The 22108-nt window shown below is 67.4% G+C and carries 18 protein-coding genes and 1 pseudogene; 6 read left to right on the forward strand and 13 right to left on the reverse strand.

The window, feature by feature from the left end:
- Positions 1–350: pseudogene (locus ASJ79_RS09625) on the reverse strand (hypothetical protein); the annotation flags it as partial.
- Positions 351–388: 38 nt separating this feature from the next.
- The gene (locus ASJ79_RS09630; protein WP_067954546.1) at positions 389–1942 is read right to left on the reverse strand and encodes a class I adenylate-forming enzyme family protein; all 1554 of its coding nucleotides are present in this window, start codon (positions 1940–1942) and stop codon (positions 389–391) included.
- 233 nt (positions 1943–2175) lie between these two features.
- On the opposite strand from ASJ79_RS09630, the gene ASJ79_RS09635 reads away from it, so the two are divergent.
- Positions 2176–3987 carry a thiamine pyrophosphate-binding protein gene (locus ASJ79_RS09635; RefSeq protein WP_067954548.1) on the forward strand — a complete coding sequence of 604 codons (1812 nt, stop codon included), beginning with the start codon at positions 2176–2178 and terminating at the stop codon, positions 3985–3987.
- Positions 3988–4004: 17 nt separating this feature from the next.
- Here the strand turns inward: ASJ79_RS09635 and ASJ79_RS09640 are convergent, their stop codons facing one another.
- The 3 genes from ASJ79_RS09640 to ASJ79_RS09650 are packed head-to-tail and all read right to left on the reverse strand — an operon-like array spanning position 4005 to position 6843.
- Positions 4005–4619 carry an LUD domain-containing protein gene (locus tag ASJ79_RS09640; RefSeq protein ID WP_067954550.1) on the reverse strand — a complete coding sequence of 205 codons (615 nt, stop codon included), beginning with the start codon at positions 4617–4619 and terminating at the stop codon, positions 4005–4007.
- Positions 4616–6091, reverse strand: a complete 1476-nt coding sequence (locus ASJ79_RS09645; RefSeq protein WP_067954552.1) for a LutB/LldF family L-lactate oxidation iron-sulfur protein — start codon at positions 6089–6091, stop codon at positions 4616–4618. The genes ASJ79_RS09640 and ASJ79_RS09645 overlap by 4 nt, the downstream gene beginning before the upstream one ends.
- Positions 6088–6843, reverse strand: a complete 756-nt coding sequence (locus ASJ79_RS09650; RefSeq protein WP_067954554.1) for a (Fe-S)-binding protein — start codon at positions 6841–6843, stop codon at positions 6088–6090. Before ASJ79_RS09650 ends, ASJ79_RS09645 begins: the two co-directional genes overlap by 4 nt.
- Before the next feature lie 110 nt (positions 6844–6953).
- Here ASJ79_RS09650 and ASJ79_RS09655 point away from each other — a divergent pair, with 110 nt between their 5' ends.
- On the forward strand, positions 6954–7643 hold the full coding sequence (locus ASJ79_RS09655; RefSeq protein WP_067954555.1) for a FadR/GntR family transcriptional regulator: 690 nt from the start codon (positions 6954–6956) through the stop codon (positions 7641–7643).
- Positions 7644–7706: 63 nt separating this feature from the next.
- Here ASJ79_RS09655 and ASJ79_RS09660 read toward each other — a convergent pair whose 3' ends face one another.
- A complete protein-coding gene (locus tag ASJ79_RS09660) occupies positions 7707–8198 on the reverse strand; it encodes an SRPBCC family protein (protein ID WP_067954557.1) in 492 nt (163 codons plus the stop codon).
- A gap of 244 nt (positions 8199–8442) precedes the next feature.
- On the opposite strand from ASJ79_RS09660, the gene ASJ79_RS09665 reads away from it, so the two are divergent.
- Positions 8443–10128, forward strand: coding sequence for a GMC family oxidoreductase (locus tag ASJ79_RS09665; RefSeq protein ID WP_067954560.1), 1686 nt, complete (start codon positions 8443–8445; stop codon positions 10126–10128).
- A 13-nt stretch (positions 10129–10141) separates the two neighbouring features.
- On the opposite strand, the gene ASJ79_RS09670 is transcribed toward ASJ79_RS09665, so the two are convergent.
- Positions 10142–11440 carry a cyclopropane-fatty-acyl-phospholipid synthase family protein gene (locus tag ASJ79_RS09670; RefSeq protein ID WP_067954562.1) on the reverse strand — a complete coding sequence of 433 codons (1299 nt, stop codon included), beginning with the start codon at positions 11438–11440 and terminating at the stop codon, positions 10142–10144.
- 365 nt (positions 11441–11805) lie between these two features.
- On the opposite strand from ASJ79_RS09670, the gene ASJ79_RS09675 reads away from it, so the two are divergent.
- Positions 11806–14214 (forward strand): plasma-membrane proton-efflux P-type ATPase, encoded by a 2409-nt coding sequence (locus ASJ79_RS09675; protein WP_369803644.1) that lies wholly within the window; start codon positions 11806–11808, stop codon positions 14212–14214.
- Positions 14215–14248: 34 nt separating this feature from the next.
- Here the strand turns inward: ASJ79_RS09675 and ASJ79_RS09680 are convergent, their stop codons facing one another.
- From ASJ79_RS09680 to ASJ79_RS09695, 4 genes are all read right to left on the reverse strand, one after another.
- Entirely contained in the window at positions 14249–14545 is a 297-nt protein-coding gene (locus ASJ79_RS09680; RefSeq protein WP_231750802.1) for a hypothetical protein, read from the reverse strand.
- 149 nt (positions 14546–14694) lie between these two features.
- Positions 14695–15153 (reverse strand): tryptophan-rich sensory protein, encoded by a 459-nt coding sequence (locus ASJ79_RS09685; protein WP_197420152.1) that lies wholly within the window; start codon positions 15151–15153, stop codon positions 14695–14697.
- 142 nt (positions 15154–15295) lie between these two features.
- On the reverse strand, positions 15296–16234 hold the full coding sequence (locus ASJ79_RS09690) for an alpha/beta hydrolase (protein ID WP_156448362.1): 939 nt from the start codon (positions 16232–16234) through the stop codon (positions 15296–15298).
- A 42-nt stretch (positions 16235–16276) separates the two neighbouring features.
- Complete coding sequence (locus ASJ79_RS09695; protein WP_067954573.1) at positions 16277–17290, reverse strand: GGDEF domain-containing protein; 1014 nt, start codon at positions 17288–17290, stop codon at positions 16277–16279.
- Between the two features lie 224 nt (positions 17291–17514).
- On the opposite strand from ASJ79_RS09695, the gene ASJ79_RS09700 reads away from it, so the two are divergent.
- Positions 17515–18882, forward strand: coding sequence for a sodium/glutamate symporter (locus tag ASJ79_RS09700; protein WP_067954575.1), 1368 nt, complete (start codon positions 17515–17517; stop codon positions 18880–18882).
- Positions 18883–18894: 12 nt separating this feature from the next.
- On the opposite strand, the gene ASJ79_RS09705 is transcribed toward ASJ79_RS09700, so the two are convergent.
- The gene (locus ASJ79_RS09705) at positions 18895–19482 is read right to left on the reverse strand and encodes a TetR/AcrR family transcriptional regulator (RefSeq protein WP_369803641.1); all 588 of its coding nucleotides are present in this window, start codon (positions 19480–19482) and stop codon (positions 18895–18897) included.
- Positions 19483–19702: 220 nt separating this feature from the next.
- Here ASJ79_RS09705 and ASJ79_RS09710 point away from each other — a divergent pair, with 220 nt between their 5' ends.
- Positions 19703–21685, forward strand: coding sequence for a molybdopterin-dependent oxidoreductase (locus tag ASJ79_RS09710; RefSeq protein ID WP_067954577.1), 1983 nt, complete (start codon positions 19703–19705; stop codon positions 21683–21685).
- 22 nt (positions 21686–21707) lie between these two features.
- On the opposite strand, the gene ASJ79_RS09715 is transcribed toward ASJ79_RS09710, so the two are convergent.
- Complete coding sequence (locus ASJ79_RS09715; RefSeq protein WP_067954579.1) at positions 21708–22067, reverse strand: Rv2640c family ArsR-like transcriptional regulator; 360 nt, start codon at positions 22065–22067, stop codon at positions 21708–21710.
- Positions 22068–22108 lie beyond the last annotated feature (41 nt).

Genomic DNA, 22108 nt, shown 5'->3' on the forward strand with positions numbered 1-22108 from the left:
GGCAGCCCGGCCACCCCGACCTCGGATTCGACACCGCTGAGCCCGAAATCGCTGATGATTCCCATGTCCAAGGTCCCGCGCTGGACCGCCTCCGACATCGTGAACTCATCGCCCGCGACGCCGTTGAGCTGAAGCGCCACCTTGACCCGGCCGTCGGTCTGTTCCTCGACCTGCTCCTTGAACTGTTCGGCGGCCGGTGTCATGGCATTGGTCGGTGCGGCCGCCGAACCCAGTGACAGGGTCACGGATCCGTCTGCGCCACCGCCCGATCCGCCTCCGCAGGCGGCGAGCAGGGTGACGGACAGCGCGCCGGCGACGATGCTGGCGAGGCGGTTGGACTTCACGGGCATTTCCTCACTGTGGGTGGGTGGTCGACGATGTGACGTGGTCAGGCGCCGGCGGGTTCGCGGAGCAGGCGGCGCAGGATCTTGCCGGTGGGGCTCTTGGGCAACTCGTCGACGACCTCGACGATGCGCGGAATCTTGAACCCGGCGAGCTCACCGCGGCAGTGGGTCTGCAGATCCGGCACATTCACCTCGTGGCCCGGACGCAGCGCGACCACCGCCCGCACCACCTCGCCCCATTCGGCATCGGGATGGCCGACCACCGCGGCTTCGGCGACCGCCGGATGCATGAGCAGCACGCTTTCGACCTCGGACGGGTAGACGTTCTCGCCGCCCGACAGGATGAGATCGCTTCTGCGGTCGGCGAGGAAGAGGAAGCCGTCCTTGTCGAGGCGACCCATGTCCCCGGCCGAACACCAGCCGTCGGGTAGCAGTGCTTTGGCGGTGGCGTCGGGCCGGCCGTAGTACTCGGTGAGCAGCACCGACTCCCCGCGGATCCAGACCTCGCCGACCGTGCCGACCTCGACGGGATGTCCTCGGGGATCGCGAATTTCGACCTCCATGCCGATGATCGGACGGCCGACCGACGACTTCTTGTCGGGCGGGTCGTTGGGGCGCAGCGACGAGACGATCCCGGTTTCGGTGGCGCCGTAGCCCTCGCTGACCGAACACCGCAGCTCGGTCTCGACCTGCTGTTTGAGCGCGGCCGAGATCGGCGCCGATCCGCAGAGGAAGCGGCGCAGCGAGCTGAGGTCGTACTGCCCCACGATGTCGGGACCCAGGTCGACGAGACGTTTGAGCATCGTCGGCACGACCGAGGTGTGGGTGATCCGCTGCTCCTCGATCGACGCCAGCATCGCGCGCGGGTCGAAGCTCGCGCCAGGCCAGATCACGTTGGTGGCGGCGGCCATGACGCACGCGATGCCGAACCAGGTGCTGTTGGAATGGAACATCGGCATGACGGTGAGGAACCGGTCGCCGCGTTCACTGGGCCCGCCGTAGTCGAGCATCAGCGACAGGCAGTTGCGGATCATTCCGCGTTGGCCGACCACCGCACCCTTGGGGGCGCCGGTGGTGCCCGAGGTGAATCCGATGAAGAACGGCACATCCGGCTCCGCCGGGCGCCGGTCGGCCGGGCGTCCGTCACCGTCGGCGAGCCATTCGTCGTAGGGCACCGCCCAGGGGGGAACCTCGCCCGGCGCCCCGAGGACGACGTAGCGCACGTCGCGTCCGGTGCCCCGCAGCCGCAGCGCGTCGACCACCGGGACGAGGCCGGGTTCGGTGACGAGCACCTGCGGGTCGGCTACGTCGAAGACATGGTGCAGTTCGCGCTCCACCGAGCGGAAGTTGACGGGCACGGCGACGGAACCGCTGCGCGCCATCCCGAACCAGAGGTCGATGATCTCGCCGCGGTTGCGGAGGAAGAACGCGCACCGGTCGCCGCGGTCGAGGCCGGACGCCTGCAGGGCGCGTGACACGGCCCCGGACCGCTGATGGAGACCCTCGTAGGTCACCGACTGCTCGGCCGCGACCCACGCCTCCCCGTCTGGATTCTTGGCCGCGGCCTGGTCGAGATAGTCGGCCAGCGTCAACAACATGAGTTTCCCTCCATCGGGTCAGACTACCGGCGTTCACAGAGCGAGCGCTCGGCTCACTAAGCATTGCGGCCAATCCCTAGTGATGTCAATCACTTCACAGCAATAGCCTGTCGGTTTACTCTCAGGACGCGGCCCTTGAGACCGGTCGAACGGTTCTCGCCCAGTTCAGTTGTTCAGGTTTACCGAACATGCCGGGGTTCTGGGGCGCAACTGCCTGCGGAGAGGAAACCACCATGACGACCAAGCACTGGCCCGCCGAACTCGCGGTTCACGCGCTGCTGCGCGAAAAGGTCACCACAATGTTCGGGCTGCTCGGCGGCCACATCAACCCGATCCAGGACTTCGCCTACCGGGCCGGCATCGACGTGTTCCAGATGCGGCACGAGCAAGCCGCGGTCCACGCCGCGGACGGCTACGCGCGCATCACCGGACGGCCGGGTGTCGCGTTCGCCACCGCAGGGCCGGGCATGACGAACACCGTCACCGCGATGCACATGGCCTACGGTGCGCGCACCCCCATCGTGCTGTTGCTCGGCGGACACAAGCTGCACGAGGACGGCCGCGACACCGCGCAGGAAGCCGACGCCAAGCGCGTACTCGGTTCGGTCACAAAGTATTTCCAGCGGGTGACGCTGCCCGAACAGGCTGATCTGTTCATCAAGCGGGCGTTCCGCGAGGCGATGACCTACCCGTACGGGCCGGTCGCGCTGGAGTTCCCGGTCGATGTGTTCAACTACCAACCGATGTCGCCGACCGATCAACTCGGCTACGTCACCGGGGGCGGCCGTCCGGTCGGTCCGCCACCGCCGTTCAACGGTGACCCCGAGGGTGTCCAGTCGGCGTTCGACCTGATCCGCTCGGCTGAACGGCCGGTGATCCTCGCCGGCGACGGTCTGCACTGGGACGGTGCCGCCGCCGAGTTGCGCACCTTCGCCGAAACGCTTTCGATCCCGGTCAATCTCCGCCGCCACGCCCGCGGCGCGATCCCGGAGTCGCATGCGCTCGCGGTGCCGGCCGCCGTGCGCAAACCGGTGCTGGCCGAAGCCGACGTGGTCGTCATCCTCGGCCTGCATCTCAACTACTTCGAAGGCTTCGGCGACTGGAAGTCCGACGCGAAGTTCATTCAGGTGAGCCGTCATCCCAGCGACGTCGGTGTCAACCTCCCGACGGCCGTGGAGATCACCGGCGACATCCGTTCGGTGCTCCGGCAGTTCAACGCGATGGCGGTGTCCACGGGCGCGGCAGCGGAGACGACGACGTGGTCCGCCCGCGTCGCGGCACTGGCCGACGAATGGCGTGCCGAACGCGACGAGGACGTGGCGTGCCGCCGCGCCTCCGCCGGGCGGATCCACCCGGCGGTGTTCTCACAGGAACTCGCCGAATGCCTTCCCGACGGTACGCCGGTGATCCTCGACTCCTTCACCGCATCCGGCTACGTCGTACAGCATCTGGACCCGACCGTCACCGGGCAGGTGATGGACGCGGGGCTCTCGGCGGCCTTCGGGCACGGCATCGGGATGGCGATCGGCGCCTCGGTCGCCCGTGGCTACCAGCCCGTGGTCTCGGTGCTCGGCGACGGCGGAATCGGTTTGGGCGGTGGCGATATCGAGGTCGCGGTCCGCTACGGGGTGCCGGTCGTGTTCGTCGTCTACAACAACAGCGCGCTGTGCGGCGGGTTGGAGGTCTACGCCTACGGTGAGGAGTACTCGGTGCTCGGCCCGAATGCCCGCGGCGGTTTCGACGTCACGCGCGACATGCCCTATGAACGGATGTGGGAGCTGATCGGTTGCCATGCCGAACTCGTCGAGTCCCCAGGCGAGTTCCCGGCGGCGCTCGAACGCGCACTGGCGTCGGGGAAGCCCGCCGTGATCAACGTCCTCGCCGACCGCGACGCGCAGCCCGGACTGTACGAAACTCACCACGCCAAGGACATGTTCTGGCACCTCCCGGTCGACGAGGTGGCCGAGCCGGTGCGCAGACGCCACCACGAACAGCTCTACGAGCGGTTCCACGGCGGCCGGCGCCTCGTCGACGACCTGACGTAAGCGCCCGGCGGCGGGCTTCAGTCCTCGGTGATCACGACGTCGAGGGTGCGCGGACCGTGCACCCCTTCGACGCGGTCGAGTTCGATGTCGCTGGTGGCGCTCGGACCCGAGATGAAGGTCAGGGGCCGCACAGGGTCCAGCCGCGCGAAGGCCTGCGGAACGGTGTCGACGATCTGGCCGGCACCGACGATGCAGATGTGGTGGTCGGGTACCAGCGTCACGGCGCGCCGCCCCTGGCCTGTCCCGCCGTCGAGCACGATGGTGCCCGTCGCGGCGATACCCACCGCACACCCGGTGACCACCGCGTCCGCCGCGTCGAGCGCCGCCGGCGCCAACGCCGGCTCGTCGCGCATGACGTCGAGATCTCCGACCCACGCCGCAGGCAGGTCCGCGGGCACGACGACGCGTCCGCCCCGCGGGACGAGGCCGGCGACGGTGGTGGGGACGGCCTCGGCGGACACCCGCCACACCCGCGCCCGGTACTCACCGACCGTCTCCGCGAACCGGTCGACGTCACCGGGACCGTGCAGTGGGGCGTGGTCGTAGTCGCGAGGAACGACAACGGTTTTCGGCGGTGCGGACTCGAGCGCACGGCGGATCCGGCCCAGCACCTCGGTTTTCGCGTCGCTCATCGGGACTCCTCCCCGTGCGTACGGGCCCACCACTGGCGGAACGTCTCCTTCGGCGGTTCCGTGATGTCGCGGCTGGCGGTCCATCTGGACCCGGGCCACGGCAGCGTCGTGATGCGGTGATCCTTGCCGGCGATCACGCGTCCGGCCGACAGCGCCTTCTCGGCCAGTGCGAAACGCCGCGGTGACGCCATCGCCCACGCCGCCGCCTTCATCGCGAGATCCTGTCCGCCCGGCACTCCCCCGCGTTCGGAATCCACCTGCCGCGCCCGGAGATGGACCAGGATCGACGGAATGTCGATGCGTACCGGGCAGGCGTCGAAGCACGCACCGCACAGCGACGACGCGTACGGCAGCGACGCGTTCGGATCGTCGTGCCCACCGGTCCCGGTGAGTTGCGGCGACAGGATCGCGCCGATCGGGCCGGGATAGACCGACCCGTAGGCATGCCCGCCGGTGCGCTCGTACACCGGGCAGACGTTGAGGCAGGCGCTGCACCGGATGCAGTGCAGTGCGGCCCGGCCGACCTCGTCGGCGAGCACACTGCTGCGGCCGTTGTCCAGGAGCACCAGGTGGAATTCGCGGGGGCCGTCACCGTCGTGGGCGCCGGTCCACATCGAGGTGTACGGGTTCATCCGCTCGGCCGTCGACGACCGGGGGAGCAACTGCATGAAGACCTCGAGGTCACGGAACGTCGGCACGATCTTCTCGATGCCCATCACCGTGATCAGTGTCTCGGGCAGCGTCAGGCACATCCGGCCGTTGCCCTCGGATTCCACGACCGCGAGCGTGCCGGATTCGGCCACACCGAAATTCGCCCCGCTCACCGCGACCTTGGCGGAGAGGAACTTCCGCCGCAGGTGCGCTCGGGCCGCCATCGCGAGGACGCGCGGTTCGTCGGTCAGGTCGCCCGCCTCGGGCATCTCCCGGCGGAAGATCTCCCGGATCTCGGCGCGGTTGCGGTGGATCGCCGGTACCAGGATGTGGCTGGGTTTGTCGTGACCGAGTTGCACGATCAACTCCGCCAGATCGGTTTCCACGGCCGCGATGCCGTGTGCCTCCAGGTGTTCGTTGAGGCCGATCTCCTGGGTGGCCATCGACTTCACCTTGACCACTTCGTCCGCGCCCGCCGCGGTGACGAGTTCGGTGACGATGCGGTTGGCCTCGCCGGCGTCGCGGGCCCAGTGCACCACGCCGCCGCGGGCGGTCACGTTGCGCTCCAACTCCTCGAGGAGTTCGGGAAGCCGGGCCAGCACGTCCTGCTTGATCGCGCTGCCGGCGGCCCGCAGCTCCTCCCAGTCAGCGCATTCCGACACCGCGCCAAGGCGTTTGGTGCGGATCGTACGGGTAGCGTGGCCGACGTTACGCCGCATCTGGGTGTCCCGCAGCGCGCGGCGGGCCGCCTGTGGGAACGCCTCGTCGCCGCGGAGGTTTCCGGTGCCGTGCTGTTCGGGCAGACCGAGGAATACGCTCACCGCACACCCGCCGGGGCGTCTTCGGTGGAGGCCAGGATCTCCGCGAGATGCACGGTGCGCACACCGGACCGGATCCGGGTCAGCCCGCCGCCGATGTGCATCAGGCACGATGAATCGCCGGCACTGCACACCTCGGCACCCGTGCCGATGACGCACGCCATCTTGTCGGCCAGCATCGCCGTGGACGTGTCGGCGTTCTTGACCGCGAAGGTCCCGCCGAATCCGCAGCACGAGTCGGCGGCGGGAAGTTCGACCAGTGTCATCCCCCGGACGTGGCGCAGCAGCTGCAGCGGCTTGTCACCGACGCGCAGCATCCGCAGCGAATGGCACGTCGGATGGTAGGTGACGCGGTGCGGGAAGTAGGCACCCACGTCGCGGACGTCGAGTACGTCGACGAGCAGTTCGGACAGCTCGTAGGTGTGCGACGCGATCGCCTCCGCCCGCGCCGCCAGGGATTCGTCACCGGCGCGCCGCGCCACCATCGCATGCTGGTGGCGGACCGAACCGACGCAGGAGCCCGACGGCGCCACGACGGCGTCGCAGCCGGCGTCCTCGAACACCTCGACGTGGTGACGCACCAAGGCCGTCGCCTCCGCGAGATAGCCGGTGTTGGTGTGCATCTGGCCGCAACAGGTCTGTTTGTCCGGGAACACCACCTGGTGCCCCAATCGCTCCAAGAGGTTGACCGTGGCGATCGCCGCCGCCGGGAACATCGCGTCGGCCAGGCAGGTCGCGAAAAGGGCTATGCGCATACGGACTCCGAACCGCTCGGGCTGTGGTCAGACCAACATAGGGTCGTGGTCTGACCACGATACGTGACTGTGCGGACCGGCGACAGCCCCTGGGTCGCTATCCTCTGTCCATGCGTGCGCACGAGCTCGTCCTGCAACGGATCGAGCGGGATCTTGCCGAGGGTTCCCTTGGTGTGGGTGATCGACTGCCCGCGGAACGCACGCTCGCCGAAAACCTCTGTGTCAGCAGGTCATCGGTCCGCGAGGCGATGCGGGTCCTGGAAGCGATGGGTGTGGTGCGGACGGCGACCGGCTCGGGCCCGGATGCCGGCGCCGTCGTCGTCGCCGACCCCATCACGTCGATCGGATCGGCGTTGAGGTTGCACGCCGCGACCAAGCACCTCCCGGTCGCTGATCTGGTCGAGACCCGCGTGCTGTTGGAGAGTTGGGCGGTGGACGAGGCGGCGCGCCGTCGCGGGCAGGGCGACCTGTCCGGTGTCGAGGAACTGTTGCTGGCGATGGACGGCGACGACCTGACCCCCGAGGAGTTCCACCAGCTGGACGCGGCCTTTCACGTCGCGGTGTCGACGCTGTCCGGCAATGTGGTGGTGGCGGCGATGATGGCGGCGCTGCGCGACTCCATCCACGGATACGTCATGGCGGGGGTGCCGTTGCTCGACGACTGGGCGGCCGTCGCCGACGGACTGCGCGAAGAACACCGCGCCATCGTGGCCGCGGTGCGCCGCGGACACGGCACCAAGGCGGCCGAGTTGATGCGGCACCATATCCGGGGCTACTTCGCGCGGATGCAGCGGGGCTGAAACCGGGTCGTCGATCCGGCCTGACATGAACGGATGCGACCCACTCAATGCTCTTGGGGCAGATCAGTTCCTCTCGTCGCGGACATCCTTGCCCTGTTCTGCGAACGCCTTGAAGTCCTGCATGTGTTGCTGTGACTGCTTGACGAAGGCACCCGGCATCAGACGCCCCATCAGCCGCATCAGCGGGTTGCTGAATCGGTATTCGCTGTCGCTCTCCCAGAGTGTCGTCGCCGGACCGAGTTCGGTCAGCCGGTCGCGCACGGCGCTCCACATGCCTGCGCCGACGATCTCTCGGTCGAAGTGAACGACGACCTCCTTGGGGATCGCGTGCAGGTCCGCCGGATCCCGTCGTGTGATCGTTTCCGTGCACTCGATCTCCCGCTTCCCCGAGCGCATCACGACCCGTGACGTGGTTCCGGGCCGGCCATGTACCCCGCTCACCGGCTCGTGTAGTACCACCCCTCGGAGCCACTTCGGTAAGTGTGCCGGGTCGGCGAGCAGCTGGGCCACCTTCTCCCGCGGCAGAGCGATCTCGATCGAGTTGGTGTACTTCATCGCGCAGATTCCTTCCGGTGATTGCCATCGTCGCTCGCTCGAACCGCGACGACCTGCTCCCCTGTAAGCCGACCGACCGGGGCATGGACGTTTGACCTCTCGGCGGACATCCTCTTGTCCCAATCTCCGACGACTACAGGGCACAAAGCCCTAGTCTTCCCCGACGAGGACGACACTGTGAACCACGATCGCGCACGGAACGTGGATCGCCCACCAGGACACGCCACCGACGCCATGGAGGAAGATGAGCCCCGTCGCCGAATACGACTTCATCGTCGTCGGAGCAGGCAGCGCGGGTTGCCTGCTTGCCAATCGGCTCAGCGCCAACCCTGATCACCGTGTGCTCTTGATCGAGGCCGGCGGCAAAGACAACTGGTTCTGGATCAAGGTGCCGGTGGGCTATCTGTACACCATTGCCAATCCCCGCACCGACTGGTGCTTCACGACCGAACCCGATCCAGGTCTGGCCGGCCGCAGCATCATCTACGCGCGCGGCCGTGTACTCGGCGGCTGCTCGTCGATCAACGCGATGATCCACATGCGCGGCCAGGCCAGCGATTACGAACTGTGGGCGCACGCCACCGGCGACGAACGATGGCTCTGGGGTGGCAAAGACCGTCCGGGCGAGACACTGACGATCTACAAGGAGTTGGAAGACTACTTCGGCGGAGCCGACGACTGGCACGGCTCCGGTGGTGAGATCCGGGTCGAACGGCCACGCGTGCGCTGGAAGATTCTGGACGCCTGGCAGGCCGCCGCCGCCCAGTTGGGCATTGAGCCGATCGATGAGTTCAACCGGGGTGACAACTCCGGCAGTGCCTACTTCCATGTCAATCAACGGCGTGGCCGGCGCTGGTCGATGGCCGACGCCTTTCTGCACCCGGTCACCCACCGCCCCAACCTCACGGTCTACACCCAGACCCAGGCTCTCCAGCTGCTGATGGACGATCAGGTTCACGAGTCCCAGCGTCGCGGTGCCTGGACCACGGCGCAGCACCGCGCCACCGGCGTACGGCTGCTCAAAGACGGCCAGATCGTCGACGTCCGAGCCCGCCGGGAGGTGATCCTGAGCGCCGGAGCCATTGGCTCGCCGCATCTGATGCAGGTCTCGGGTCTGGGCCCGGCCGGGCTGCTCACCCGACATCACGTGCCGGTGGCCGTCGATCTGCCGGGAGTCGGTGAGAACCTCCAGGACCATCTACAGCTTCGAACGGTCTACCGCGTCCGGGGTGCCCGGACCGTCAACACGCTGTACCGGAATTGGATCACGCGCGCGGGCATGGGAATTCAGTACCTGTTGCTGCGATCAGGACCCATGACGATGCCGCCGTCCACACTGGGGGCTTTCGCCAAGAGCGACCCGGCGCTGGCCAGCCCGGACATGGAGTGGCATGTGCAACCGCTGTCGTTGCCGAAATTCGGCGAACCGCTGCACCCGTTCGGCGCCATCACTCCCTCGGTCTGCAATCTGCGGCCCACCTCGCGGGGCCATGTGCGGATCGCCGATGCGGATCCGCTGACCCACCCGAAGATCTCCTGCAACTACCTGTCCACCGATGCCGACCGTGACGTCGCGGTGCGCGGCCTGCGGATGACCCGGCAGATCATGGCGGCGCCTGCACTGGCCCGCTACCAGCCGGAAGAGATGCATCCCGGCCCGCAACTGGTGAGCGACGACGACCTGCTGACGGCGGCCCGTGAACTGGGGACCACCATCTTCCACCCGGTGGGCACCTGCGCGATGGGTGCCTTCGACACGCGCGGTCTGCCACGGTCGTCCGCCACGGTGCTCGACACCGACTGCCGCGTGTTCGGCGTCGCCGGCCTTCGAGTGGCTGATGCGTCGGCGATGCCCACCATCACCTCCGGGAACACCAACGCGCCCGTCATGCTGATCGCCGAGCGCGCAGCGCGGGCGATCCTGGAATGAGTCGGCCAGCCGGTCAGGGGGCACCGGCCCGCGACCGCAGGAGTTCGGCGCGGGTGGCGGGTATCGCGCTGCGCCCGCGCGGATCACACTTGACCGCCAGGATCTGGTTGACGCCGAGCCGGTTGGCGGTGAATGCCAGCGCTGAGCCGGCCATGTAGAGCCGCCAGACCCGGGCCCGGCCGGCGCTGCTGAGCGTGACGGCCTGCGTCCAGTCGTCTTCCAGGTTGGCGACCCAGGCCCGCAGTGTCAGCGCATAGTGTTCGCGCAGCGACTCGACATCGCGCACCTCGAAGCCGGCCCGCTCGAGCGCGTCGATCATCGTCGCCATCGGTTCGATCTCCCCGTCCGGGAACACATAGCGATCGATGAACGACGTCTTGGAGAACTCCGGCGGTTTGCCTGGCCGGCGCGAGATGGCGTGGTTGAGCAACCGACCCTGGACGCGCAGGAGCCCGAACAGTCGGTCGGCGTACACGGGCAAGATCGCCGCACCGACATGTTCTGCCATACCGATACTCGCGATCGCGTCATAGGGCCCGTCGGTGACGTCGCGGTAATCCTGGACGCGAATGTCGACCGACTCGGCGACGCCCTCGGCGATCATCCGCTTCCGTGCGTAGTCCGCCTGGGCGTGAGACAGGGTGACGCCGACGACGTGCGCGCCGTAGTCGCGGGCGGCGTGCAGTGCGAAAGTCCCCCACCCGCAGCCGACATCAAGAACGCGCATCCCCGGGACCAGGCCGAGCTTGCGGGCAACCAGATCACACTTGGCGTACTGCGCCGCGTCCAGGCCCCTGTCTGGTTGCTCCCAGTACCCGCACGAGTACGTCATCGAGTCGCCCAGTACCAGGCGGTAGAAGTCGTTGCCGACGTCATAGTGGTGGTTCACCGCGGCGGCGTCGCGCCGTTTGTCATGTCGGCGCCCGCGGGCCGGTTCGGCTTCTTCGCGAGGCGGTTTCGGTGGTGGACCGAGGATGCCAAGGCGCAGTACGGTTTTCGCCAGTGCCTTCTTCGTCTCGGCATCGATGGACACGCCGGGGCCGCGTGTGGGATCCGACATCTGCTCGAGGACTTCCATGCCCGCGAGCAGGTCTCCCTCGATTTCGATGTCGCCGGAGACATACGCACGGGCGAAGCCCAGTTCGTTGGGAGCCCAGAGTAGACGCCGCAGGCCTCTTCGATTGTTGACCTTCAGCGCCCATGGTGCATTCGGCGGCCCGGCGCGACTGCCGTCCCAGGCTTTGATCGCGATCGGAGCCTCTGGGTTCACCGCAGCGCGGACCAACGGCACCAGCGTGTCAGCTACTGTCATTGAGGTCAACCTCCGTCCGAAGCGGCCACCGCAGAGGCCGAGCAGCACGTAGTCCTGTCTACCGCCAATGGATACCGGCCCGCTCCTTTTCGTGTGACAACGGCTATGACGGCCGGTTCACAAAGAGGGGCGGTCTCGCCCTGTCCGTCTGGGAACGACGCGTTATATCCAAGCGGCAGAGCGGTTTCGGGCGACAACGCCGCACACGGAGACCGCCGCCCGGCACCTCCGGTGGGAGCGCCCTTTACAACGTGCGGGGGACGGTGTGACAGTGGACGTCGGGGGCTCTCGCTGCGGACCGCAGGCGCGCTTGATTTCAGACCGGGGGTGCTGAGGTGCAACAAGCCGACGAGGCGTTGTCCGACATGCCGCTGGCGCAGCTACTGGCCGAGTTGGACAGCTCGGCGCACGGGTTGACCACCGCCGAGGCGCGGCAACGACAGCAGCGGTACGGGGCCAACGAGATCACCGAGCGCCGGCGCAACCCGCTGGTGGCGTTCCTCGGATACTTCTGGGCGCCGATCCCGTGGATGATCGAGGCGGCGCTGGTGTTGTCGCTGGCCGCCCGGCATTGGGCCGACGCGGCGATCATCGCGGTGCTGCTGGTGATGAACGGGCTCGTCGGCTTCGTCGAGGAACACCAGGCGGCCAACGCCATCGACGCGCTCAAACAGCGGCTGGCCACCTCGGCGCGGGCCCTGCGTGACGGTGTCTGGGTGACCGTGGCACTGCGAGACCTGGTACCCGGCGACGTGGTGCGGGTGCGGCTGGGCGACGTGGTGCCCGCCGATCTGCGGGTGCTCGACGACACCACGGTCGAAGTGGATCAGTCCGCGCTGACGGGCGAGTCGCTCGCGGTGTCCCGCGGCCGCGGTCAGGTGCTGTACTCGGGGTCGGTGCTCGTGCGAGGAGAAGCCGACGCCCTCGTGTACGCGACAGGCGCGTCGTCCTTCATGGGGCGCACGACCTCCCTGGTGCAGACCGCCGGTACGGTCAGCCACTTCCAACGCGCAGTGCTGCGCATCGGCAACTACCTCATCGCGTTGTCGGCGGCGCTGGTGGCGCTGACGGTGGTGGTGTCACTGATCCGCGGCAATCCTGTGCTCCAGACGCTGGAGTTCGCCTTGGTGGTCACGATCGCGTCGGTGCCGGTCGCGCTCCCCGCGGTGCTGTCGGTCACCATGGCCGTCGGTGCCCGAAAACTGGCCCGACACCAGGCTGTCGTCAGTCATCTGCCTGCGGTCGAGGAACTCGGCGGGGTCGATGTGCTGTGTTCGGACAAGACCGGCACGTTGACCGAGAATCGCCTGACGGTGACGACGTCCTGGGTCGCGCCCGGCGTCGACGCAGCCGAACTGCTGCGGACCGCGGCAGCGGCGTCCCGCGCCGAGGACAACGATCCCATCGACATGGCGGTGCTGGCGGCGGCCGGCGAAGCGGCGCCGGCGGTGGTCGAGGACTTCACCCCGTTCGACCCGGTGAGCAAGCGGACCGAGGCGACGGTGCGCGGCGACGACGGCCGCTCGGCCACGGTCAGCAAGGGTGCCCCGCAGGTCATCAGCGCCCTGTGTGTGCACGACCCCGCAACCGGTCAGATCGACGGCGTGGTCGAGGGGTTCGCCGACCGTGGCTACCGCTCGTTGGGGGTGGCCCGCACCGACGATGCCGGGGACTGGCGCCTGCTGGGTGTGGTGGCGCTGGCCGACCCGCCGCGGGAGGACTCCACAGCGACGATCCGCACGGCCCAGCAGCTCGGTGTCGAGGTCAAGATGGTCACCGGCGACCAGGTGGCCATCGGCCGTGAGATCGCCCGCCAGGTCGGTTTGGGCGAGCACATCGTGGATGCCGCCGCACTGGACGCCGACGCCGGCGACGACGCGTTGGCGGCCCGGGTGGCCGACGCCGACGGCTTCGCGCAGGTGTTCCCGGAGCACAAATACCGCATCGTGCGGCTACTGCAGGCACGCGGCCACATCGTCGGGATGACCGGTGACGGGGTCAACGACGCACCCGCCCTCAAACAGGCCGACGCCGGCATCGCGGTGGCCGGGGCGACCGAGGCCGCGCGTGCCGCCGCCGACGTGGTGCTGCTGGCGCCGGGACTCTCGGTGATCGTCGATGCGATCCGGCAGGCCCGCGAGATCTTCGCCAGGATGACCAGTTACGCCACCTACCGCATCGCCGAGACCATCCGGGTGCTGCTCCTGATCACCCTCTCGATCATCGTCTTGAACTTCTTCCCGGTCACCGCGGTGATGATCGTGTTCCTGGCACTGCTCAACGATGCCGCCATCCTGACCATCGCGTACGACAAGGTGCGCGGGTCGGCCACACCGGTCGCCTGGGACATGCGCAGCGTGCTCACCATCGCCACTACGCTGGGCGTGATGGGCGTCGTCGAGACCTTCCTGCTGTTGGCGCTCGCGGACAAGGTCTTCGGTCTCGATGAGGACCTGATCCGCACCCTGATCTACCTGAAGCTGTCGGTGTCGGGGCACCTGACGGTGTTCGTCACGCGCAGCCGCCATGCGTTCTGGTCCCGGCCGGCGCCGGCGCCGGCCCTGCTGACCGCGGTGATCGTCACCCAGCTGATCGCCACCCTGATCGCGGTGCACGGTGTGCTGATGACCCCGCTCGGGTGGGCGTGGGCCGCCGTCGTGTGGGGCTATGCCCTGACCTGGTTCCTCGTCGAAGACGGGGTCAAGCTGGCCACGCATCGCTGGCTGGACCGCCATCCGGCCCGACCGGGACCGGGCCGGACTGCATCGCGCTGACGTCCAGACCGCCGATCTGCCGGCAGAGGCCGTGTCAGGCCTCCGGCTGTTGCATCACGGCGATGGCCAACCGGCCCTCGTCGTCCTGCTCGACGTCGAGCACCTTGTCGTCGAGCAGGACGGCCGCCGCCGGTTCGAGGAAGATCCGCGCACCGCCTTCGGTTCCGAGCACCTCATCGCCTTCCTCCGGCCCGGGAGCGATCGAGACTGCGAGTTGCGCCCCTGAATCGTCCTGTGCCTGCACCGTGAAGCGCAGTCCGGCAGTACTCTCTCCGTCCGGCCCGTCCGGCGAGGTCATCGCCGTGACCGCCTCAGCAGCAGCGTCCGTCATGGCAAGCATGTTCGGTTTCCCCTCTGTTGGCATTTGGGTTGACAGTCCCCACCGTAGGGGCGACAGGCCGAGACCGCCATGCGGCTCATCCTCCGAGCGCGGGGCCCGGCAGCGTCGGAAGGCTGCCGTGCGGCAACCGCTCTCATCGCTCACGTGGGCGGTGAAACAGGCGGTTCACCATCGTGTGACTCGGACCGATTGAGCCGCCAAAGTCGGTAGGCCCAAGGAATGTCATACAAAACCACGTAGGTCGTATACGCCGTCACCATCAAGCGCGATCTCCGATCCCGCCGGACTGATCGCTGGAGTCCGCCCAGGGGCAACAAGAACGCGAGCAAGCCGAAGAAGGCGGCGCGCGGGCTTCGCCGACTGAACAGCAGCACGTTCCACGCCTCGTTGCCCGCCAAGACCGCGACCGCCCATCCGACTGTGCCAGTGGCGCGCCGATCGACACCCCGTCCCAGCACCACACCCATGATCACGTAATAGACGGCAGCAACGACAAAAAACCCCGGCATCGGCAACTGCCACCGCGGCGACCTCAATCCACGGAACCACGTGAGAGATTCATTGCCGACGAAGGCGTTACCCAGCACTGCAGCGGCCACAGTGCCTGCGGTGCCGACCAACGCAGAGCGCCCCCTCATAACCGTGAGACCCTGATCGGACACCAGCGTCGTCGCAGCAACTTGCTCGCGCTCAGAAATGCGAACCGAGGGTTATCAGGAGAACTCCGTCTCATCTGTTGAGTCACCTGGGTCCGATCTGCTCTCGTTGCGGTACGTCCAGGCACGAGGTCAGCCAAGCGTTGATCTGGCGGTGAGCTTCTTGAGCCATCGAAGTCGGGTGGGCGGTGAATCCGTGCGGGGAGTCGGGGAAGATCCGCAGATTCACGTCGACCCGGGCTGCCGACAATCGAGCGGCCATGGCCAGGTTGTCTTCCAACAAGATGTCGTCACTGCCGACGACGATCAACACCGGCGGCAAACCTGTGAGGTCCGCGAAGATCGGCGAGACGTGCGGGTGGGTGCGGTCCGGTGCCGCCCCCGCGTAGGCGTCGAGGAAGTACTCGTCGGCGATCTGGCGCCCGGCCGGTGTCTGTGCGGCCAGGTCATAAGTTCCGAATTGCAGTACGGCCGAACAGAACCCGGTGACACCTCGATCGCGCAGGCGCAGCAGCGTAACCATCGCCAGCGTCGCACCGGCGGAGAAACCACCGACGGCGAGCCGCGTCGTTCCGAACCTCCGCTCTGCCTCGTCGACAAGCCATAGTGCTGCGGTTTCGCAGTCCTCGGGGGCCGATGGCCACGGATGCTCAGGAGCGAGCCGGTAATCCACGCTGACCACCGCAATACCGAGAGTGTCGGCGAGCCGACGGTTCGCGGTGTCACTGCCCGCGGCGGACCCCATATAGAAGCCGCCGCCGTGGATTTCGAGAAGGACGCCGACTGGCGGCTCGGCCGTCGGTAGGTGAATCCGGATCGGGACGCTCCGTCCGCCCGCGATCGCCACGTCACTCACCGTCGACGGTTCGGACTGAATCGACGCCGCGGCCGCTGCTCGGACTTCGCGGAGTTCGTCCCAACCACTCGGCCCCCGCCGAGACGGGCGCTGCGCATAGAAGCTGCGGGACTCGGCGGCAAGCGCCCACAACGACGGGTCGATCAGTGAGGACAGCCCGACATGCACACCGAGCACCATACGAACCCGGGCCGGCAGCCGTCACCTGTGTCAGCCCCCTACCTCATCGGGACGCGTGGTTCTGGCGTCGTCGGTCTGGTCCAGAAGGGGCCGTCCGCGGCTCCGGTACAGTGCGGAATCGGCTTGCGCGTACAGCTTTGCGATGCTGATGTCGCCCGAGGTCTGCGTGGCCGTGCCCAGGCTGACCTCGGGGGTGTTTCGCCGGATACTGGTGAGGAATTCCTCGACGTCGGGAGCCTTCACACCGGCGATGCAGGCGGCGAACTCGTCGCCGCCCAGTCTGGCCAGCACGGCGCCCGCAGGTGCGACGTGTCTCCAGTGGCGGGCGTACTCCACGATGCGGCGGTCCCCGGCTTGGTGACCCCACGTGTCGTTGAGTCTTTTGAGGTTGTCGATGTCGAGGGCGACGACGGTGACGGGGTCAGGAGCCGAGCGGGCACGGGTCAGCACGTCGGCTGTGGCAATCTCCCAACCGGCGCGATTGAGAAGTCCTGTCATCGGGTCGGTGCATGCTGCGGTCAACATCGCGCGCATGAGAAAACCGAAGGATTCGGAGGCTCCGACGATGGCCACGGCCATGATCACAAACGTGATGACGCCCGTCGCCGGCGCTGGGGCAAGGGCGACGGCGATCAGGCAGGCGCCGGTGAGAGCAGCGATCAAGGGCAATGCGCGACGGGGTGCGTGGAATGCCCGTAGATACATGGCCAGGAACATCGCGCCGATCAAACAGACGTATTCAGCGATCATCGAGATGTGAAAAGCCATCACGAACGGGGTGGCGGCGATGGCGGCCCACGTTGCCGGCGCGGGGTTATCGGGTTTGATCGCCAGGTATAACAGTGCCGCCGATCCCAGAAGGATCGCGATGATCCCCCCGGTCGGGTTGGCGTAGGTGAGGTCGGTGCGTACCGGGAAGATCGTGAACGCGACGCCGTACAGGTAGAGAAATGTCGTCGCGCCCAGGTAAATCCGCAACAAGCGTACCCGCTGCCTGCCGAAGAGCCGGCTGTCGGCGCCGGCGAGCGAGCTGAGGCGATACATAGCCCTAACTGGGTCGTGACTGAGCGGATGCCAACCGCATGGGAAACGAGAAATCGGCATCGACATTACCGAACACGACGCCGTCATCATCAACACTCGTCGTTCGACCGGACAGATCCGTCTGCGGACTCCGCCGACGACCGGCCACTGGACGGCGCGCTGGTTAGAATGCCGTTGCGACCGGATGCCGGAATGGTGGGTCGCTGCGGGAGGGGTAAGGGTCGATGATCGACCGTCTGACGGGTGCGCAGACAGTCGGTCTTGCCGTCGTCATCCTCGGTGTGTTGTTCGTCGTCGGATGGTGGGTGCGCTCGCGGGTCCCGGTGCTGCGGGCGTTGTTCATCCCGGCGAGCATCATCGCGGGGTTTCTGGTGCTGCTGCTCGGTCCGCAGGTCCTGGGCCGGCTGACCGGCACCCACGGTCTCTTCCCCGCCGAGGTTCTGGAGACCTGGCGATCTCTTCCCGGTCTGCTCATCAACGTGGTGTTCGGCGCCATCATGATCGGCAAGACGTTGCCGAGACCGCGACAACTCTGGCAGGCCGCGGCACCGCATGCATTGTTCGGCACGTTTCTGTCGTTGGGGCACTTCGCGCTGGCCGGACTCGCCGTGCTGCTGTTCCTGGGCCCGGTGCTGGGTCTCCCGCCCGAAGCGGGGGCGTTGCTGGAGATGTCGTTCGCGGGCGGTCACGGCACGATCGCCGGGATGGGTCAATTGCTCACGGAGGCAGGCGCTTCCGAGCTGGTCGATGTGGGGCTGGGGTTGGCCACCGTCAGCATGATCACCGGTATCGGCGTCGGGTCATGGCTGGTGCGCTGGGCGGTGCGCAGTCCGCGGGTGACGGTCATGCGCAATGCGGCACCCACCGCCCAGGAAGGTTACGACGTGGATCACGTCCACGTCGTGCCCGCCGACGACCGGCCCCGGGTTGACGACGGTATTCATCCGACGGTGTTCGCGTTCGCCCTCATCGCCGCCGCTATCGCGGTGGCTATCGGATTGCTATGGGCACTGAGGGCGGCTGCCGGCGCTTTCGGCTCGGACGTCTTCGATGCGTTCCCCCTCTTTCCGCTGACCGTCATCGGTGGATTCGTCGTGCAGTGGTTGGCGACCAAGACCGGTCAGGCCGCCAAGATCGACAAGAGAGCGGTCGACGGCATCTCGGCGATCGCCTTGGATGCGCTGCTGGTGACCGCGATCGGGACCATGTCGCTGGCGGTGATCGGATCCAACATTCCGGCGATGGTGGTGTTCACCGTGATCGGTGTGGGATGGAGTGTGATCACACTGTTGTTGCTGGGGCGCCGTTTTCACCGAGACAACTGGTTCGAGCACGCGATCGCCGACTTCGGCCAGTCCCAAGGCAACGTGGCCACCGGCTTCGTGCTCGCCGACATGGTTGATCCGCAACGGCAGACCAGTGCTGCCACCGACTACGGTTACAAACAGCTCGCGTACGAGCCGATCCTCGGCGGCGGATTGATCACCGCCCTGTCAGTGCCGCTGATCACCAGCATCGGTCTGCCGGCGTTCACGGTCGTCAGCTCCATCCTCGTTGTGCTGGTGGGATTCTGGGGCATGGCGCGACGGTAGCGTGGCGAGGCTTCACTCGGGCAGATTCAGCAGCCGCCGGGTCAGATCGGTGAGCGTGGCGCGCAGGGTCTCGTCGTCGACGTGCGCGATCAGGGGGTGGATCACCGCGCCACCGATGGCGGCCGAGAGTACCGCTGCTGCCACCTGCGCTTCGGTGTCGTCGTGTTCGTCGAGTAACGCTCCGTACAGGCGGCCCATGAAGTCGCGGAACGGCCGATAGTCGCCGAGCAGACGCATGATCACCGGATCGTGCTGCAGGGTCCGCGTCCAGTCGCGCCGCGTCACCGCCATGTCGATCACACGGGCCAGGAGGAGCTTGCGGGCGCGCTGACGATCGGGTTCGGCCTCGGCGTCCTCCACCGCCTCCTCCAACGAGGCGAGTTCGTGCGCGGTCACCGCGATGACGATCTCTTCTTTGGTCCTGAACTGGTAGTAGATCGCGGCTTTGGTCACGCCGACCGTGTCGGCGATCATCTGCAGTGAGGTCCCACCGACCCCGTGTCGGCCGATCAACTCCATCGCGGCGTTCATGGTGCGTCGCTGCGCCGGCGTCCACGTCAAGTCGCGCAGCGCGCGTGAGGCGGGCTGATCCGTGGGCACGCCCAAGGGTATCGGCGAGCGGCTCCAGATGGACGTTGACCTTCCTCTGGCTGCACGACTAGAGTTCGGCCTAGCCGACCGGCTAGATGAGGCGCCCGAGGGGTAAGCGCGGGTGCGGGACGGTTGTGGGAGGTCGCCGATGGCTCGGGACAGGACGCCATCAGTGTGCCGAGATGCGCGTTGGCGACGTGAAACACCTTCTGATAGACGGGCATAACGCATGAGAACCGTTCACAGTTTCTGCCGTGTCTGCACGTCGGTCTGCGGCATCCTCGTCGACGTGGACGGCGACGAGGTCGTCCGGGTCCGCGGCGACCAGGACCATCCGTTCTCGCGGGGCTATACCTGTCCGAAAGGGCGCGCGCTACCGCTGCTGCACCACCATCCCGACCGCATCGAGCGCCCGCGGATGCGCATCGGCGGCCAGCAGCGCGAAACCACGTGGGAGACCTGCCTCGACGATCTGAGCACCCGGCTGCGCGACGTCATCGACAGGCACGGGCCTGAATCGGTGGCTTTCTACTTCAGCACCATGGAAAGTGCCGGCTTCCGGATGGCCGAAGCGCTGCACGCGGCGATCGGCACCCCGGCGAAGTTCAGCCCGTTGACCATCGACGGCACCGCCAAGCCCCTGATATCCGACCTGGTCGGCGGGTTCATGGGGTTGTCCGGCCGTACCGACCTCGACAACGCGGACTTCCTGATGCTGATCGGCGTCAATCCTGTTGTGTCGCACGGCCATGCGATCTCGATGCCCAATCCGACCGGCACCGTGCGGGACATCGCCAAGCGCGGTCAGGTGTGGGTGATCGATCCGCGCCGCACCGAGACCGCCCGGTTGGCGACCGGACATCTGGCACCGCGGCCGAGCACCGATCACGCGGTGCTGGCCTACCTGGTGCGCGAACTGCTGCGTGAGGGCATGAAGGCCGATGTCCCGGTGCAGGGCGTCGACGAGCTGAGGGCCGCGGTCGAACCGTTCACCCTGGCCCACACGGCGGCGCTGGCCGACGTGCCCGAAGCGGACCTCACGCGACTGCGTGACGCGGTGCGCGGCGCCGACTGCGTCGCGGTCGAAACCGGCACCGGCGTCACCATGACGGCCGACCGGGGCAACGTCACTCAGTGGCTGGCCTGGGTGCTGATGATCCTCACCGGCGCGATGAACCGTCCCGGCGGCACCTGGTTCCACCCCGGATTCGCCTACCAGATCGAGACTTTCGGTGATCTGCTGCCCGTCACACCGCCGGAGGGATCGTTCGGCCCGGGTCCGCGCAGCCGCCCGGAGGCGCAGGCGTTCATCAACGAATGGCCGTGCGCGGTGCTGCCCGACGAGATCGCCGCAGGCAACATCCGCGCTCTGATCAACGTCGGCGGCAGTCTGGTCACGTCCTTCCCCGATACCAACCGGCTGATCCCGGCTCTGCAGCAACTCGAGGTGTTCGCCACCACCGAGATCATCAACAACGAAACCGCGGAACTGTCCACCCATGTCCTGCCCACCAAGGATCCGCTGGAACGGCCCGACATCACCATCCACGACATCCTGAGCTCGAGGGTCTCCGTGCAGTACTCCCCCGCCGTCGTGGAGCCGGTCGGTGATCGGCGGTCGATGTGGTGGGTGTTCGCCGAGATCGGCCGCAGACTGGGTCACGACCTTGGCCTGGCCGATCCGGACACCAGCACCGATGACGACGTGCTCACCGTCCTGTTGACCGGCGCCCGGTCGAAGTACGACGAGGTGGCGGCCACCGGTTGGGCAGACGCCGGCCGGGAGCTCCCCGCGCCGTGGGTCGACGCGCATATCGAGCGGATGGGCGGCTGGCGGCTGGCCCCGCAGCTGCTCGTCGATCAGCTCGCCGCCCTCAAGCCGCCGGCGCCACTGGTGATGGTGCCACGGCGCCAGCGCAAGAAGCTGAACGGCCAACTCGATTTCATGGGCGAAACCGCCGAGGTACTCGTTCACCCCGACGACGGTGCCGCAGCGGGGCTCGTCAGCGGTCGACCGGTGACGGTGCGCAACGCCAACGGCGAGTTGACCGGCGTCGCACGATTCGACGACTCCATCCGACGAGGGGCGGTGTCGATCCCGCACGGACACCACACCGCCAACGTCAACCGTCTCACCAACAAGGACGACATCGACGTGGTGACCGGGATGGTGCGTTATTCCGGGATCCCGGTCAGCCTGCACCCGGGGTGAGCTCTGTGCCCGGCACGCGTCACTACTGGCAGCAGCTCGGGTCGAGCACCACGCACAGCGCTTGCAGCGCCTCGGGTTTCACCCGGTGGAAGACGTTCATGCCCCGGCGATCGGAGATCACCAGCCCGGCTTTGCGCAACTGACCGAGGTGGTGGCTGACCGTCGACTCACTCAGGTCCAGCGCCGCGGCCAGGTCTCCGCTGGTCTCCTCCGCACGGGTCGAGCTGAACAGCAGCGACATGATCTTGACCCGCATCGGATCGGCGAGCGCCTTCAATCGCATCGCCACCGCCAGGGCATCCGCGTCGCTGATCGGGCCGGCGGCCACCGGGGCGCAGCACACCGGGGCGGACATGTCGATCACGGGCAGCGCTTTGGGCATAGCCCCCATCCTGCCACCTATCTTGACATATATCAAAAAGG

This window comes from Mycobacterium sp. NAZ190054, from assembly GCF_001545925.1.
Taxonomy (GTDB): Bacteria; Actinomycetota; Actinomycetes; order Mycobacteriales; family Mycobacteriaceae; genus Mycobacterium.

Excerpts from the sequence above, each read along its gene's own strand:
- ASJ79_RS09660 (WP_067954557.1), bottom strand. The coding sequence starts at position 8,198 with ATGAAGTACACCAACTCGATCGAGATCGCTCTGCCGCGGGAGAAGGTG.
- ASJ79_RS09650 (WP_067954554.1), bottom strand. The coding sequence starts at position 6,843 with ATGCGCATAGCCCTTTTCGCGACCTGCCTGGCCGACGCGATGTTCCCG.
- ASJ79_RS09670 (WP_067954562.1), bottom strand. The coding sequence starts at position 11,440 with ATGACAGTAGCTGACACGCTGGTGCCGTTGGTCCGCGCTGCGGTGAAC.
- ASJ79_RS09715 (WP_067954579.1), bottom strand. The coding sequence starts at position 22,067 with ATGCCCAAAGCGCTGCCCGTGATCGACATGTCCGCCCCGGTGTGCTGC.
- ASJ79_RS09630 (WP_067954546.1), bottom strand. The coding sequence starts at position 1,942 with ATGTTGTTGACGCTGGCCGACTATCTCGACCAGGCCGCGGCCAAGAAT.
- ASJ79_RS09710 (WP_067954577.1), top strand. The coding sequence starts at position 19,703 with ATGAGAACCGTTCACAGTTTCTGCCGTGTCTGCACGTCGGTCTGCGGC.
- ASJ79_RS09700 (WP_067954575.1), top strand. The coding sequence starts at position 17,515 with ATGATCGACCGTCTGACGGGTGCGCAGACAGTCGGTCTTGCCGTCGTC.
- ASJ79_RS09640 (WP_067954550.1), bottom strand. The coding sequence starts at position 4,619 with ATGAGCGACGCGAAAACCGAGGTGCTGGGCCGGATCCGCCGTGCGCTC.
- ASJ79_RS09695 (WP_067954573.1), bottom strand. The coding sequence starts at position 17,290 with ATGTATCGCCTCAGCTCGCTCGCCGGCGCCGACAGCCGGCTCTTCGGC.
- ASJ79_RS09675 (WP_369803644.1), top strand. The coding sequence starts at position 11,806 with ATGCCGCTGGCGCAGCTACTGGCCGAGTTGGACAGCTCGGCGCACGGG.
- ASJ79_RS09680 (WP_231750802.1), bottom strand. The coding sequence starts at position 14,545 with ATGACGGACGCTGCTGCTGAGGCGGTCACGGCGATGACCTCGCCGGAC.
- ASJ79_RS09655 (WP_067954555.1), top strand. The coding sequence starts at position 6,954 with ATGCGTGCGCACGAGCTCGTCCTGCAACGGATCGAGCGGGATCTTGCC.
- ASJ79_RS09665 (WP_067954560.1), top strand. The coding sequence starts at position 8,443 with ATGAGCCCCGTCGCCGAATACGACTTCATCGTCGTCGGAGCAGGCAGC.
- ASJ79_RS09635 (WP_067954548.1), top strand. The coding sequence starts at position 2,176 with ATGACGACCAAGCACTGGCCCGCCGAACTCGCGGTTCACGCGCTGCTG.